This is a genomic window from Mycobacterium sp. IS-1742 (assembly GCF_001500125.1).
GTDB lineage: Bacteria > Actinomycetota > Actinomycetes > Mycobacteriales > Mycobacteriaceae > Mycobacterium.
The window spans coordinates 1-13,787 of record NZ_LQIV01000001.1; the positions used below are offsets into that span (position 1 = coordinate 1).

A 13,787-nucleotide genomic window follows, 5' to 3' on the forward strand; every position below is an offset into this window, starting at 1 on the left:
CCCCCGTTCCGGGTCCGCCCGCCGTGGTGGCCGCCGGGGATCCCGTGCCCCCGCCCGCGCCGCCACCGGTCGGCCCGCCGCCGGTGCCGCAGGTGCAGAACCAGCAGTACGGCTCGGGCGACGGCCCGCTCGGCTTCCTCCGCGACGCCTGGCACCAGGCCCAGAACCCCTACGGAATCGGGATGCCGGACCAGATGCCGGCCTACACCCCACCACCGCCGGGGGCGGGTCCCCCGCCACCGCTGCCGCCGGGTTACACCTCGTTCACGGCGCCGGAGTCATCGACGCCCGCGCTCGCACCCGCCGAGGGACCCGAAGCCGCCGGCCCGCCGCTGCCCCCGGGGTACTACCCGCTGGACGGACCGCCGCCGCCCGGATACTTCGACCCGCCGCCGGCGCCTGCGCCGGGCCCGCCTCCCGCACCGCCGAAGATCATCGCCGGGCAGCCCTGAGCCGCCTCAGGTGTACGGGCCGACCGGCTTCACGACGGTCAGCAACACCGCGGAGTCCTCGAGCGCGGCCAGGTCGTGGCGGGTCTTCGGGATGACGATCAGATCGCCCGCCGAACCCTCCCAGTGCGACGTGCCGTCACCCAACCGCACGCGGCCGGTCACGACGTAAAGAGTCGCCTCCTCGGGCGCCTCGTGCTCGTCGAGCCCGTTACCCCCGGTCAACGCGATCAGCGTCTGCCGCAGGGTGTGCTCGTGCCCGCCGTACACGGTGTGGGCGCTGCGGCCGCTGTTGCGCGAACGGGCGAGTTCGAGGTGTTCACGGGCCAACGCGGTGAGAGAGATCTTCTCCATGGTCTGGATGTTCCCACTTCCTGTCCGGGCAATCACGCGAGCGCGGGGATCACCGTCTGTTCGAACATGTCGACACCCGACCGGTCGTAGGCCGCTTCGGGGAAGTACATGATGGCGTACTCACAGCCCAGGTCACGCATTCGGGAGAGCTTCTCGATGACCTGTTCCGGTGTCCCACTGGCCGACTCGGGCGACGTCGCGGTCGACAGCATCGCGTCGACGGCCTTCTTGTCGGCCACCGCGACCTGCCGCTCCCGCACTCGCTCGACCCGCGCGGCGACGTCGTCCTCGGAGTCGCCGATCACGGCGTTGAAGTTCGCCGAGCGCACGATCGCGTCGTACTCGGTGCCGACCTCGCGGCAGTGCTCGGCGAGCACCTCCGACTTGTGTTTGAAGCCCTCCGGTTCGGAGGTGAAGTTGGTGTACTGCGCGTATCTCGCGGCGATGCGCAGCGTGACCTTCTCACCCCCGCCGGCGATCCACAACGGAATACCGTTGTCCTGCAGCGGTTTCGGTTGCACGATCGCGTCGGTGACCTGGTAGTGCTTACCGTCGAGGGTGGCACGCCCGTCGCGCCAGGCGTCCCGCATGATCTGCACACCCTCGTCCAGCCTGCCCAACCGCGCACCGGCCGACGGGAAACCGTAACCGTAAGCGCGCCATTCGTGTTCGTACCAGCCGCCACCGATGCCCATCTGCACCCGGCCGCCGGAGATGACGTCGACCGTCGCGGCGACCTTCGCCAGGAAAGCGGGATTGCGGTAACTCATCGCCGTGCACATCTGGCCGAGTTTGATGCGCGAGGTGGTCGCCGCGTAGGCGGCCATCAGCGACCAGGCTTCGTGGGTGGCCTCGTCGGTGGGCACCGGCACGGTGTGGAAGTGGTCGTAGACCCACAGCGAGTCCCACGCGGCGCCGTCGGCGTAGGTGGCCAGGTCGGACATCACCCGCCAATGCCGGTCGACCGGTATGCCGACCAGATCGAGCCGCCAGCCCTGCGGGATGAACAAGCCGAAGCGCATGATCTCGACTGTAGCCGCGAGCCACACGGATTCCCGCAGACTTGCGGACGCTGTCCGTGGTCGTCATTACCCTCGCGGACATGGCCCTATCGAAAGACGACCGCGAACAGTTCCTCGCCGAACCCCACGTCGCTGCGCTCTCGGTGTCCGCCGGACCGGACCGCGGCCCCCTGACCGTCCCGGTCTGGTACCAGTACTCCCCCGGCGGCCAGCCGTGGGTGCTCACCGGGGCCGGCTCCCGAAAACACCGATTGATCGAGGCGGCCGGCCATTTCTCGCTGATGGTCGAACGCGTCGAGCCGTCCGTGCGCTACGTCGCGGTCGACGGTCCGGTCAGCCGCATCGAACCCGGCACCGACGAGCACCTCGTCGAGGTGACCGAACGCTATCTCCCGCCGGAGGCGGTCGAGCCCTACCTGGAGATGGCCCGCCGCGAGCACGGGGAGAGCGTGGTGATCCACCTCCGCCCGCAACACTGGTTGTCGTCGGACCTCGGCTCCTTCTGATGTCCTCGCGGCACCGCCTGTTCACGGCCTTCTACCGCCTCGGCATCACGCCGTGGGACGGCCACCCGCTGGCCGCGAGCCTGCGCGGTCTCGTCGAGGGGGATCGCGCCCTTCCGCCGGGCACCGCGCTCGACATCGGTTGCGGCACCGGCGACACATCGATCTACCTGGCCGAACACGGCTGGACGGTGACCGGCGCCGACTACGTCGACAAGGCGGTGGCCAAGGCCCGCGCCAAGGCCGCCGCCAAGGGGGTGACGGCCGGCTTCGTGCGGGCGGACGCCACGCGGCTGAGCACCGAAGGGGTGGGCAGCGGTTTCACGCTCATCGTCGACAACGGGTGCCTGCACGGTATGAGCGGGGACGACCGCGACGCCTACGTCCGCGAGGTCACCGCGGTCGCCGCACCCGGTGCACACCTGGTCATCGTGGCGTTCGTCCCGGGCGGATCCTTCGGCGTGCCGGGTATCGAGCCGGCCGAGATCGAGCGGCGCTTCGCCGCCGACTGGACGCTGCTGTCCTCGGGCGTCGAATCGGAGATGGACCGCGGCGGTACGGGCGCGGCGCGCTACTACGTGTTCACCCGCGCGGACTCGTAGAGCGCCGCGACGTCGGGGAGCCGCACCTTGAGCGACGGGGTGCGCGGCAGTTCGTCGACGACGACGACGGCGACGGGAACGTGGTGGACGGGCAGCGCGGCACGCACCCACTCCCGCAGCCGCTCGGAACCGGGAACCGGTTGTCCGCGGGCGGGTTCCACCGCGGCGAAGGGCACCTGACCCAACCGGTCGTCGGCTACGCCGACCACGCACGCGTCACGCACCCCCGGATGGTCGAGCAGCACCTGCCGGACCGTCTCGGGCAAGATCTTGAACCCGCCCCGGATGATCGCGCCGTCGGCGCGTCCGTGCAGGGTGACAAAGCCGTCGTCGTCGATCGAAGCGATGTCGGTGGTGCGGATCCAGTCCGGTGAGAGGACCTCGATTCGCGCCTCGAGCACCCCCTGCGTGCCGGTGGGCACCTCGTCGCCGGAGTCCGGGTCGACGATGCGGACCCGGGTGTCCGGCAGCGCACGCCCCACGCTGTCCCGCTTGGCCTCGCCGTACTGCTCGACCATCTCCGGCGTCCACGCGCACACCGACCCGGCGAATTCCGTTGCGCCGTAGGCCAACCGGATGGGGATGCCGAAGCGGTGCTCGAACTCGTCACGGGTCGCCGGGTCGAGCGGGCCGGATGCGCTGATCAGGAACTGCAGCGAGGCGAGATCGCCGGGCGGCACGTCGGCGTCGAGAAGCATTCGCACGACCGCGGGTTGGACCCCGGCCCGCGGGATGCGGTGGGTGCGGATCGCGCGGACCCAGTCGTCGACGCTGAAGCGCTCCAGCAGCACGATCCGCTTACCGGTGGCGAAGCCGGCGATCAACTGGCAGACCCCGATCCCGCCGAACGGCCAGTACGACAGTTCCGGCGGATCGGTCGGTTCGGCGAACAGGCCGCCGGTCACGCTGAACACCGTGCGCTCCAGCACCGCCTCCCCGATGGCCTGCCGCTTCGGCGGACCGGTCGTGCCGGAGGTGAGGATCGACAAGCCCGCGGACGGAGAGGCCGGCACCGGCGCTCCCCGGCGCACCGTCACGACGCGCGGCGCCTGCGCCGAAATCGCCACCCCGGCAAGACCGCAGCGTGTCGCGGCGGCGACCACCGGCTCGGTCCAGTCCTGCTCGTCGGCGACGACGGCGGCCGGTCGCAGCTGTTCGATGTCGCGGGCGATCGCCTCGGGCGACTGGAACGAGTAGATCATCGACACCCAGCGCCCACCGGCGAGAGACCCGGCGATCGTGGCGGCGTGGGGCAGCCTGTTGCGCACCACCAGACCGATCGGCGCGTGCGGGCCCACGCCGGCGTCGGCCAGGGCGGTGTCGACGGCGGCGGCGTACCCCGTCACCTCGTCGCCGGTGTGCCAGCGCCCTTCGAATTCGATGCAGGGACTGTCGCCGTAGCTCGTGAAACCTGCTGCGAAGGTCTCGATGAAGCCCACCGGGCCAGTCAACCGCAAAGGCCCCCGAAACGCCGTTGTTTCGGGGGCCTTGCAGTCGCTCGAACTACGTCAGCGAGGACGGCGGGGTGAACCGGTCACCGTAGCGCTCGGCCAGCTCGCGGGCGCGGGCCACGAAGGCCTCCTTGCCGCGGCCGTGTGCACCCTCGTATCCGACGATGTACTGCGCGCTGCCGCCGGTGTAGGGCGGGTAGCCGATGCCCATGATCGAGCCGATGTTGGCGTCGGCGGTCGAGGTGAGCACACCCTCGTCGAGGCACTTCTGCGTCTCGATCGCCTCGGCGAACAGCATCCGGTCGATCATGTCCTGCAGCGGGATGTCGGCCTTGCCGGACTCGAAGGTCTCGCGCAGACCCGGCCACAGACCGGTGCGCTTGCCGTCGACGTACTCATAGAAGCCGGCGCCCTTGAGCCGCGACGGACGGCCGATCTCGATCATCTTGTTGACGACGGCTTCCGCCGGATGCGTGTCGTGGGTGCCGCCCGCGGCCTCGGTGGCCTTCCGGGTCTCGGTCGCGATCTTCTGCATGAGCTCGAGGTTGAGCTCGTCGGACAGCTGCAGCGGCGGCGCCGGGTAGCCCGCCATGCTGCCGGCCCGCTCGATGCTCGCCGGCTCCACACCCTCGCCCAGCATGGCCAGCGCCTCGTTGACGAAGGTGCCGATGACGCGGCTGGTGAAGAAGCCGCGGCTGTCGTTGACCACGATCGGCGTCTTGCCGATGGCCAGCGTGTAGTCGAACACCCGGGCCAGGGCCTCGTCGGAGGTCTTCTCGCCCTTGATGATCTCGACCAGCGGCATCTTGTCGACCGGGGAGAAGAAGTGGATGCCGATGAAGTCCTCCTGGCGCTTCACACCGGTCGCCAGACCGGTGATCGGCAGCGTGGAGGTGTTCGAGCCGAGCAGCGCGTTGGGCTCGACGATGTCCTCGATCTCCTGGAACACCTTGTGCTTGAGTTCCTGGTTCTCGAACACGGCCTCGATGACGAAGTCGACACCCTTGAGGTCCTGGGGGTCACCGGTCGGGGTGATGCGCGCGAGCAGGGCGTCGCTGCGCTCCTGGGTGGTCTTGCCTCGCTCGAGTGCCTTGGCCTCGATCTTCTCCGAGTACGCCTTGCCCTTCTGCGCGTTCTCCAGCGACACGTCCTTGAGCACGACCTCGTAGCCGGCCTTGGCCGAGACGTAGGCGATGCCCGCGCCCATCATGCCCGCGCCCAGCACGCCGATCTTCTTGATCTCGGTCTTGGCGATGCCGTCCGGGCGGGAGCCGCCGCCGTTGATGGTCTGCAGGTCCAGGAAGAACGCCTGGATCATGTTCTTGGCGACCTGACCGGTGACCAGCGAGACGAAGTAGCGGCTCTCGATACGCGACGCCGAGTCGAAGTCGACCTGGGCGCCCTCGACCGCGGCATCGAGGATGGCGCGCGGCGCCGGCATCGGCGCACCCTTGAGCTGCTTCTTCAACAGGGCCGGGAACGAGGGCAGGATGCTCGCCAGGCCGGGGCTGCTCGGCGTGCCGCCGGGCATCTTGTAGCCCTTGGCATCCCACGGCTGGGTGTGGGCTTCGGGGTTGGCCTTGATCCACGCCTTGGCCGCGGGGACCAGTTCGTCGATGCTGCCGACCAGTTCGTCGACCAGACCCGTCTCCTTGGCTTTCCCGGGCTTGAACCGGGTGCCCTGGCTCAGCACCTCCATGAACGCCTTCTGGATGCCGAACATGCGCACGGTGCGGGTGACGCCGCCACCGCCGGGCAGCAGACCCAGCGTGACCTCGGGCAGGCCGATGACCGAACCCTTGACGTCGGCGGCGATGCGGTGGTGGCACGCCAGCGCGATCTCCAGGCCGCCGCCCAGCGCGGCGCCGTTGATCGCGGCGACGACCGGCTTGCCCAGGGTCTCGAGCTTGCGCAGGTCGGCCTTGATCGACTCGACGTTCTCGAACACCGCTTCCGCGTCGTCCGGGCCGGTGTTGATCATGCTCTTGAGGTCACCGCCGGCGAAGAAGGTCTTCTTCGCGCTGGTGATGACGACGCCGGTGATCGAATCCTTTTCGGCCACAAGCCTCTCGACGGCGTTGTGCATCGACTCCTTGTAGTGGTCGTTCATCACGTTGGCCGATCCGGTCGGGTCGTCCAGCGTGAGGGTGACGATGCCGTCGGAGTCCTGCTCCCACGTGATGGTGTTCTCAGCCATGGTCGTTAAACCCTTTCGATGATGGTGGCCACGCCCATGCCGCCGCCCACGCACAGCGTGATCAGGGCACGCTTGGCGCCGCGGCGTTCGAGCTCGTCGACCATGGTTCCGGTGATCATCGCGCCGGTGGCACCCAGCGGGTGGCCCATCGCGATCGCACCGCCGTTGACGTTCAGCTTCTCGTCCGGGATGTTCAGGTCCTTCTGGAACTTCAGCACCACCGACGCGAACGCCTCGTTCAGCTCGAACAGGTCGATGTCGTCGACGGTCAGGCCCGCGCGGTCGAGCACCTTCCTCGTCGCCGGCGTCGGGCCGGTGAGCATGATGACCGGATCGGCGCCGCTGGTCGCGGTCGCGACGATGCGGGCGCGCGGGGTCAGGCCCTGAGACTGGCCCGCACGTTCCGAACCCACGAGCACCAGCGCGGCCCCGTCGACGATGCCCGAGCTGTTGCCGCCGGTGTGGACGTGGTTGATCTTCTCGACGTAGTGGTACTTCTGCAGCGCCACGTCGTCGAAGCCGCCCATCGCGCCGATCCCGTCGAACGCGGTCTTGAGCCTGCCCAGGCTCTCCACGGTCGAACCGGGACGCATGTGCTCGTCGTGGTCGAGGATGACCAGACCGTTCTGATCACGCACCGGGACCACCGACTTGGCGAAGTAGCCGCCCGACCAGGCCGCGGCCGCGCGCTCCTGCGAGCGGGCGGCGTAGGCGTCGACATCCTCACGGGAGAAGCCCTCGATGGTGGCGATCAGGTCGGCGCCGATGCCCTGCGGCACGAAGCCGATGCGGTAGTTGGTCTCGGGGTCGGTCGCCCAGGCGCCGCCGTCGGAGCCCATCGGCACCCGGCTCATCGACTCGACGCCACCGGCGAGCACCAGGTCGTCCCAGCCCGAGCGGACCTTCTGCGCGGCGGTGTTGACGGCTTCCAGACCCGAGGCGCAGAACCGGTTGAGCTGGACGCCACCGGTGGTGTCGGGCAGGCCCGCGGCGAGCACGGCGGTGCGGGCGATGTCGCCGCCCTGATCACCGATCGGGGACACGACGCCCAGCACGACGTCGCTGATCAGGTTCTCGTCCAGGTCCGGGAACCGGCGGCGCAGTTCGTCGATCAGGCCGGTGACGAGGTTGAGCGGCTTGACCTCGTGCAGCGAACCGTTGCGTTGCTTGCCGCGAGGCGTGCGGATCGCCTCGTAGATGAAGGCTTCTTCAGACATGCGCGCAGCGTAACAGCCCAAACCAACCTGTTGGTTGGCCGGTCACCGGTTCTGCCGAGCAGACAGAGAATCGCCCTCCACGGCTGGTCAGAACGCGATTCTCTGTCTGCTCGCGCGGGAGAAGCCCTACGCCGATTCGCGGGCCTCGAGTTCGGCGAGCGTCGGGTAGTCGATGTAGCCGGCCGGCCCGGGTGCGTAGAAGGTGGCGACGTCGGGTTCGTTGAGCTGCGCGCCGACGGTGAGCCGCTCCATCAGGTCCGGATTGGCCAGCCACGCCCGGCCGACGGCCACCGCACTGACCGCACCCCATTCGGCGAAACTCTCCAGCTGGCAGAAGTCGGTGTCGGTCTCCCGGCCGGTGTTGAGCACGAACACCCCCGGCCACAGCGCCCGGATGACCCCGAAGGTCGTCTGGGTCGGATCGATCAACACGTGCAGGTAGGCGATGCCCAGCGGGGCGATCCGCTCCAGCAGCGCCTCGTAGACGGCGATCGGATCGTCCTCGCGCACATCTCCCGCGCCGTTGCCGGGCGAGATGCGCAGTCCCACGCGGCCGGCCCCGATCTCGTCGGCCACGGCCTCGACCACCTCGGCGATCAGCCGCGCCCGGTTCTCGGCCGATCCTCCGTAGGCGTCGGTGCGCCGGTTGACCGCCGCAGAGGCGAACTGGTGCAGCAGGTATCCGTTGGCGGCGTGGATCTCGACCCCGTCCATCCCGGCGTCGACGGCCCGTCGCGCGGCGGCCCGGAAATCGGCGATCAGCGACGGGATCTCCTCGGTCTCGAGCGCCCTCGGCACCACCAGCGGCTTCTTCCCGCCGGGCGTGTGGGTCACCAGGTCCGCCGCCACCGCCGACGGCGCGACCGGGCGGACACCGCTGATGTCGGGGTGTCCCATCCGGCCGACATGCCACAGCTGCATGAAGATCCGACCGCCTTCGGCGTGCACCGCCGACGCGATCTGCCCCCACGCGTCCTGCTGGCGGTCGGTGTAGATGCCGGGGGTGTCGAGGTAGGCGCCGTTGGCGTTGCGCGATATGGCCGTGGCCTCGGTGATGACGATGCCCGCGGACGCCCGTTGGGCGTAGTACCGGGCGGCGAGGTGGGACGGCGTGCCGTCGGCCTGCGCGCGGGACCGGGTCAGCGGAGCCATGAACACCCGGTTCCCGGCGACCGTGTCACCCACCTGCAACGGTGTCAGCAGGGTTGCGTCGTCATCGAATCTGAAAGCCACGTCGGGTGCAGACGCCTCGCGCCGCGATTTCATTCCCGTCGTTACGCTCGGGCCATGACGGTGTCGAGGCTGCGGCCGTACGCGGTGACGGTGTTCGCCGAGATGTCGGCGCTCGCCGCCCGCATCGGCGCGGTGAATCTCGGGCAGGGCTTCCCGGACGAGGACGGTCCGGCGTCGATGCTCGAGGTGGCCCGGCAGGCCATCGCCGACGGGGTCAACCAGTACCCACCCGGGCTCGGCATCGCCCCGCTGCGCGAAGCCATTGCGGCGCAACGCAAGAGGGCCTTCGGCGTCGACTACGACCCCGACACCGAGGTGCTGGTGACCAACGGTGCCACCGAGGCGATCGCCGCCGCGGTCATCGGTCTGGTCGAACCCGGCTCCGAGGTGCTGCTCGTCGAACCGTTCTACGATTCGTACTCACCGGTGATCGCGATGGCGGGTTGTCACCGGGTCGCCGTTCCGATGACCGAACACGGCCGCGGCTTCGCGATCGACGTCGACGGTCTGCGCCGCGCGATCACGCCGCGCACGCGGGCACTGATCGTGAACACCCCGCACAACCCCACCGGCATGGTGGCCTCCGACGCCGAACTCACCGCGATCGCAGAACTCGCCGTCGCCCACGATCTGCTCGTCATCACCGACGAGGTCTACGAACACCTCGTCTTCGACGGCCACCGACACCGGCCCCTGGCGGCCTATCCGGGCATGTCCGGACGCACGGTCACCATCTCGAGTGCGGCCAAGATGTTCAACGTCACCGGATGGAAGGTCGGATGGGTCTGCGGCACAGCAGATCTCATCGCCGGCGTGCGAGCCGCCAAGCAGTACCTCACCTACGTCGGGGGTGCGCCGTTCCAGCCGGCGGTGGCCCATGCCCTCGACCACGAGGACGCGTGGGTGAGCGCGCTGCGCGACTCCTTCCAGACCAAACGCGACCGGCTCGGCTCGGCGCTGACCGAGCTGGGGTTCGCGGTGCACGACAGCGCGGGCACCTACTTCCTGTGCGCGGACCCGCGTCCGCTCGGCTACGACGACAGCACCGCGTTCTGCGCCGACCTCCCCGAGCGGGCCGGGGTCGCGGCGATCCCCATGTCGGCGTTCTGCGATCCGGACTCACCGCACATCGATCGGTGGAATCACTTGGTGCGCTTCGCGTTCTGCAAGCGCGACGACACCCTCGACGAGGCGATCCGGCGGTTGCAGGTGCTGCGCCGCCAGTGATCACTCAGAGTGCGCCTTCTTCTCCATCACGCGCGCCCGCAGCCCCTCCGTCGCCGAGTGCAGGACGATCTTCTTCGCCCGCTTGACCAGGAACTGCGGGATCGGCACCGACGGGTCGACGATGACGTCGAACCGCACGCGGGTTCGGTCCCCCTCGGGCGTCAGGTTGTACTCGACGTGCTGCCCGCGCTGCTGAAACGTGTCCTCGGCGTCCCACACCACCCAGTGCTTGCCCCAGTGGTACTCGAGGACTTCGTTGTCGGTGACGCCCATCAGCCGCAGGGTGGCCTCCACCCGCCGCGGCCTCCCGTCGGGGTGGCGGTCGAGCACCGTGACCTTCCGGTACACCGAGGACCACGTCGGCAGCGCCTCGATGTCGGCGAGCACGTCGAGGATGGCCTCCGGTGACGCATCGAAGACCACTTCACGTGACGCGCGAACGGCCATGAGGCTCAATGTAGTGACCGGCGCGTCGCTACCGGCGGGTTCAGCCGAAGTCGGGATGCTCAGCCGGCTTTGATCTCGAGGACCCGCTTGCGCAGACCGTCGGTGGCCGTCTCCATCAGGCCTTTGGCGCCCTTCTTGACGAGGAATCCCGGCAGCGGCACGGTCGGGTCGACGGTCAGGTCGAACCGCACGCGGGTCCCGTCGCCGTCCGGGGTGAGCGTGTACCGGCCGTCCTGTGCACGTTGTTGTTTCGAGCTGACCAGGGTCCAGCTCACGCCGTCGTCGTGCACCGAGTAGTCGAGCACCTGCTCGTCACTCACCCCGACGATCTTGACGACCTGGCGGGAGCGTCTGGGCCGCCCCTCGTCGTCCCGTTCGAGGATCTCCACCTTCTGGTGCGCCGACGACCACTCGGTCAGGGACTCGAGGTCGAACAGGACCTCCAGGATGTCGTCGGCGCTGGCTTCGATGACGACTTCGCGCGATTCGGTGATGGCCATGGAGGCTAATTGCCACCCTTGGCGACCTTCAAAACCTGTTTGCGCAGACCGTCGGTCGCGGTCTCCATCGCACCCTTCATCGCCCGCTTGAGAACGAAACCGGGCAGCGGCACCGACAGGTCGACCTTGATGTCGAAACGGACCTTGGTCTTATCGCCGTCCGGGGTCAGGGTGTACGACGCGTCCTGCGCCTTCAGCTGGCCGGCGCTGACCAGCGTCCAGCTGACCTTGCTGTCGGTCCAGGTGTACTCGATCACCTGCTCGTCGGTGATGCCTGCGGATTTGACCTTCATCTTGACCTGGCGCGGCCTGCCGTCGGGATACGTGTCGAGGATGTCGGCGCTCTGGTACTGCGACGACCAGGAGGGGGTGGACTCGACGTCGGCGATGACGTCGAGGATCTGGGCCGGGGTTGCTTCGATGACGACTTCGCGCGAATCGCTGACTGCCATGGGCTGACCTTAGCGACCGCGCCGGACCCGCGGGATCAGTTGGCGCGCCCGCGCACCTCGAGCACCCGCTTCCGCAATCCGACGGTGGCGGTGTCGAGCACGCCCTTGGCGGCGCGCCGCAACATGAACCCCGGCATCGGCATCACCGGGTCGACGGTCACCTCGAAACGCACACGGGTCCGGTCGCCTTCGGGGATCAGCCGGTAGCGCGCCTCCTGCGAGCGCTGGTAGGTGGAGCTCACGAGCGTCCAGCCGTAGCCGTCGTCGTGATAGGTCAGCGCGATCTCCTGCACGTCGGTGATGCCGACGGTGGTGACGGTGGCACGGCTGCGGATCGGCCTGCCCTGCTCGTCGCGTTCGAGTACCTCCGAACTGCGATGCGCCGCCGACCATTCGGGCAGCGCCTCGAGATCCAGCATGATCGGCAGGATCTCGTCGACCGGGGCCTCGATGACGACCTCGCGCGACTCACGGATGGCCACAGCGGCGACCCTACTCCCGGCGTAGGGTCGCCGGGTATGACCGAGGCGATCAACCCGTCCGCGCCGCCGAGCGGGACCGGCTGCGAGGAGTGCGAGGCCGCACGCGGCTGGTGGGTGCATCTGCGCCGGTGTGCGGCGTGCGGACACATCGGCTGCTGCGACGACTCCCTGTCCCGCCACGCGTCCACGCATTGGCGGGAGACGGGGCATCCGATCATCCGGTCCTTCGAGCCGGGCGAAGACTGGTTCTGGAACTACGAGACCGGTACGTACTACGACGGCCCCGCGCTCGCCGACCCCCAGAGCCACCCCGAGGATCAACCCGCGCCCGGTCCACGCGGCCGCGTGCCGCCGGATTGGGTCGATCGGCTGCGCGCCAGGTGAGCCGGTTTCCGCCCGGCACCGGCAGGGTATCCGCCCGCTCGTGAGCGACGATCCGAAGACCACGCAGTCCGACAAGGGTCCCGACAACGCGAAGGACGACGTCATCAGCGATCCGGCCGAAGGCGCGGACGACCGCGTCGACTGGTCCAGCGAAGGTGGCGCCACCCCGAGCGGGCCCGCCGACACCGGCGACTAGTGGATGGTGCTCGCCAGCGACGAAAGCGTCTCGGCGGCGGTGTATCTCGGCGTCCATCCGAGTTGATCCCTGGCCTTGGACGTGTCCATCACCACCGACGTCCGGCCGGCGTGCAGCCACTCCAGCACCGACGGCACGAACGGCAGCCGCGACATCACCTCGGAGGTGACGACGGCCGCCACCCTCGGCACCCGGACCGGACGGGCGCCGAGGGCCTGCGCGACGTCGGACATCGACAGCACCCCGTCGCCGGCGATGTTGTAGGCACCGGGCGGCGCCGAGCTGGTGGTGACGGCCAGCGCGATCGCCGCCGCGACGTCGTCGTGGTGCACCAGTTGCAGCGGCGTACCCGGGTCCGGGAACGGCGGTTTGAGCAACGGCAGCGCCTGCGTCACCCGGCGCGCGGGACCGGGCAGTTGGTTCCACGGCATGGCGTCGGCCAGGGCGGGCGCCTTCGGCCCGGCCACGATGCACGGCCGCAGCACGTACACCTCCAGTGCGGATCCGCCGGTGATCTCGGCCAACGCCGCTTCGCACGCGGCCTTCTGCTCGGAGTAGTAGTGCTCGGACGAACCGCGTGGCGGCACGTCCTCGGTGATCGGCACCGGGTTGTCGGAGTGGTAGCCGTAGGCGGCGACCGACGAGGTGTAGACGAGTCGGCGTGGGCGCTCCGCGGCGACCGTCGCCTCGAACACGTTGCGTGTGCCCGCCAGGTTGACCCGCGCGCTCTCGTCCCGCGATCCCATGATGATGAACGCCAGGTGCACCACGACGTCGGCGTCGGCGACCAGTGCGTCGACCGCCTCGCGATCGAGGATGTCGCCCTGCCGGTAGGTCGTCTTCGTCCAGCCCCGCGCGGCGGGATCGAACGGACGCCGGGCCATTCCGACGATCTGCCCGACGTCGGGATGGTCCTCCAGCGCCTCGATTGCCGAGATCCCGATGTCCCCGGTGGGTCCGGTGACGGCGACGCGCAGTGACATGGGCGGGAAGTTCCCGGTCTGCGACCGGCAAAACGTTGCCGGGACCGAAGAGTGGGCATACAAAGGAGATCCACAACCCCGAAGGGAC

17 protein-coding genes are annotated in these 13,787 nt (G+C 69.2%); 6 read left to right on the forward strand and 11 right to left on the reverse strand.

Annotation, left to right across the window (positions count from 1 at the left end):
- Positions 1–452, forward strand: a 452-nt coding sequence (locus tag AU196_RS00005) for a hypothetical protein (RefSeq protein WP_059093045.1), incomplete at its 5' end; no start/stop codon positions are given.
- A 6-nt stretch (positions 453–458) separates the two neighbouring features.
- On the opposite strand, the gene AU196_RS00010 is transcribed toward AU196_RS00005, so the two are convergent.
- On the reverse strand, positions 459–803 hold the full coding sequence (locus tag AU196_RS00010; protein ID WP_059093046.1) for a cupin domain-containing protein: 345 nt from the start codon (positions 801–803) through the stop codon (positions 459–461).
- A gap of 32 nt (positions 804–835) precedes the next feature.
- Positions 836–1,825 (reverse strand): LLM class F420-dependent oxidoreductase, encoded by a 990-nt coding sequence (locus AU196_RS00015; protein ID WP_059093047.1) that lies wholly within the window; start codon positions 1,823–1,825, stop codon positions 836–838.
- Between the two features lie 80 nt (positions 1,826–1,905).
- On the opposite strand from AU196_RS00015, the gene AU196_RS00020 reads away from it, so the two are divergent.
- Complete coding sequence (locus AU196_RS00020; protein ID WP_059093048.1) at positions 1,906–2,331, forward strand: pyridoxamine 5'-phosphate oxidase family protein; 426 nt, start codon at positions 1,906–1,908, stop codon at positions 2,329–2,331.
- Positions 2,331–2,930, forward strand: coding sequence for a class I SAM-dependent methyltransferase (locus AU196_RS00025; RefSeq protein ID WP_059093049.1), 600 nt, complete (start codon positions 2,331–2,333; stop codon positions 2,928–2,930). Before AU196_RS00020 ends, AU196_RS00025 begins: the two co-directional genes overlap by 1 nt.
- On the opposite strand, the gene AU196_RS00030 is transcribed toward AU196_RS00025, so the two are convergent.
- The 4 genes from AU196_RS00030 to AU196_RS00045 form a co-directional block, all read right to left on the reverse strand.
- On the reverse strand, positions 2,903–4,369 hold the full coding sequence (locus AU196_RS00030; RefSeq protein ID WP_231737233.1) for a class I adenylate-forming enzyme family protein: 1,467 nt from the start codon (positions 4,367–4,369) through the stop codon (positions 2,903–2,905). The genes AU196_RS00025 and AU196_RS00030 overlap by 28 nt on opposite strands.
- Before the next feature lie 64 nt (positions 4,370–4,433).
- Positions 4,434–6,578: a 3-hydroxyacyl-CoA dehydrogenase NAD-binding domain-containing protein gene (locus AU196_RS00035; protein ID WP_059093051.1), complete on the reverse strand. Its 2,145-nt coding sequence runs from the start codon at positions 6,576–6,578 to the stop codon at positions 4,434–4,436.
- Between the two features lie 5 nt (positions 6,579–6,583).
- Positions 6,584–7,795 carry an acetyl-CoA C-acetyltransferase gene (locus AU196_RS00040; protein ID WP_059093052.1) on the reverse strand — a complete coding sequence of 404 codons (1,212 nt, stop codon included), beginning with the start codon at positions 7,793–7,795 and terminating at the stop codon, positions 6,584–6,586.
- Positions 7,796–7,921: 126 nt separating this feature from the next.
- The gene (locus tag AU196_RS00045; protein WP_059093383.1) at positions 7,922–9,028 is read right to left on the reverse strand and encodes an alkene reductase; all 1,107 of its coding nucleotides are present in this window, start codon (positions 9,026–9,028) and stop codon (positions 7,922–7,924) included.
- Positions 9,029–9,082: 54 nt separating this feature from the next.
- Here AU196_RS00045 and AU196_RS00050 point away from each other — a divergent pair, with 54 nt between their 5' ends.
- A complete protein-coding gene (locus tag AU196_RS00050; protein WP_059093053.1) occupies positions 9,083–10,255 on the forward strand; it encodes a pyridoxal phosphate-dependent aminotransferase in 1,173 nt (390 codons plus the stop codon).
- Here the strand turns inward: AU196_RS00050 and AU196_RS00055 are convergent, their stop codons facing one another.
- From AU196_RS00055 to AU196_RS00070, 4 genes are read right to left on the reverse strand one after another with little or no spacing between them, the layout of a single operon-like run.
- Positions 10,256–10,702 (reverse strand): SRPBCC family protein, encoded by a 447-nt coding sequence (locus tag AU196_RS00055; RefSeq protein WP_059093054.1) that lies wholly within the window; start codon positions 10,700–10,702, stop codon positions 10,256–10,258. It lies immediately after the preceding gene.
- Between the two features lie 59 nt (positions 10,703–10,761).
- Entirely contained in the window at positions 10,762–11,202 is a 441-nt protein-coding gene (locus AU196_RS00060) for an SRPBCC family protein (RefSeq protein WP_059093055.1), read from the reverse strand.
- 5 nt (positions 11,203–11,207) lie between these two features.
- Positions 11,208–11,654: an SRPBCC family protein gene (locus AU196_RS00065; RefSeq protein ID WP_059093056.1), complete on the reverse strand. Its 447-nt coding sequence runs from the start codon at positions 11,652–11,654 to the stop codon at positions 11,208–11,210.
- 35 nt (positions 11,655–11,689) lie between these two features.
- Positions 11,690–12,136, reverse strand: coding sequence for an SRPBCC family protein (locus tag AU196_RS00070; protein WP_059093057.1), 447 nt, complete (start codon positions 12,134–12,136; stop codon positions 11,690–11,692).
- Between the two features lie 36 nt (positions 12,137–12,172).
- On the opposite strand from AU196_RS00070, the gene AU196_RS00075 reads away from it, so the two are divergent.
- On the forward strand, positions 12,173–12,520 hold the full coding sequence (locus tag AU196_RS00075) for a UBP-type zinc finger domain-containing protein (protein WP_059093058.1): 348 nt from the start codon (positions 12,173–12,175) through the stop codon (positions 12,518–12,520).
- Positions 12,521–12,560: 40 nt separating this feature from the next.
- The gene (locus AU196_RS25745; RefSeq protein ID WP_172800665.1) at positions 12,561–12,716 is read left to right on the forward strand and encodes a hypothetical protein; all 156 of its coding nucleotides are present in this window, start codon (positions 12,561–12,563) and stop codon (positions 12,714–12,716) included.
- Here the strand turns inward: AU196_RS25745 and AU196_RS00080 are convergent.
- A complete protein-coding gene (locus AU196_RS00080; protein ID WP_059093059.1) occupies positions 12,713–13,699 on the reverse strand; it encodes an NAD-dependent epimerase/dehydratase family protein in 987 nt (328 codons plus the stop codon). The genes AU196_RS25745 and AU196_RS00080 overlap by 4 nt on opposite strands.
- Between the last annotated feature and the right edge of the window lie 88 nt (positions 13,700–13,787).

Excerpts from the sequence above, each read along its gene's own strand:
- AU196_RS00010 (WP_059093046.1), bottom strand. The coding sequence starts at position 803 with ATGGAGAAGATCTCTCTCACCGCGTTGGCCCGTGAACACCTCGAACTC.
- AU196_RS00015 (WP_059093047.1), bottom strand. The coding sequence starts at position 1,825 with ATGCGCTTCGGCTTGTTCATCCCGCAGGGCTGGCGGCTCGATCTGGTC.
- AU196_RS00020 (WP_059093048.1), top strand. The coding sequence starts at position 1,906 with ATGGCCCTATCGAAAGACGACCGCGAACAGTTCCTCGCCGAACCCCAC.
- AU196_RS00025 (WP_059093049.1), top strand. The coding sequence starts at position 2,331 with ATGTCCTCGCGGCACCGCCTGTTCACGGCCTTCTACCGCCTCGGCATC.
- AU196_RS00035 (WP_059093051.1), bottom strand. The coding sequence starts at position 6,578 with ATGGCTGAGAACACCATCACGTGGGAGCAGGACTCCGACGGCATCGTC.
- AU196_RS00040 (WP_059093052.1), bottom strand. The coding sequence starts at position 7,795 with ATGTCTGAAGAAGCCTTCATCTACGAGGCGATCCGCACGCCTCGCGGC.
- AU196_RS00050 (WP_059093053.1), top strand. The coding sequence starts at position 9,083 with ATGACGGTGTCGAGGCTGCGGCCGTACGCGGTGACGGTGTTCGCCGAG.
- AU196_RS00055 (WP_059093054.1), bottom strand. The coding sequence starts at position 10,702 with ATGGCCGTTCGCGCGTCACGTGAAGTGGTCTTCGATGCGTCACCGGAG.
- AU196_RS00060 (WP_059093055.1), bottom strand. The coding sequence starts at position 11,202 with ATGGCCATCACCGAATCGCGCGAAGTCGTCATCGAAGCCAGCGCCGAC.
- AU196_RS00065 (WP_059093056.1), bottom strand. The coding sequence starts at position 11,654 with ATGGCAGTCAGCGATTCGCGCGAAGTCGTCATCGAAGCAACCCCGGCC.
- AU196_RS00075 (WP_059093058.1), top strand. The coding sequence starts at position 12,173 with ATGACCGAGGCGATCAACCCGTCCGCGCCGCCGAGCGGGACCGGCTGC.
- AU196_RS00080 (WP_059093059.1), bottom strand. The coding sequence starts at position 13,699 with ATGTCACTGCGCGTCGCCGTCACCGGACCCACCGGGGACATCGGGATC.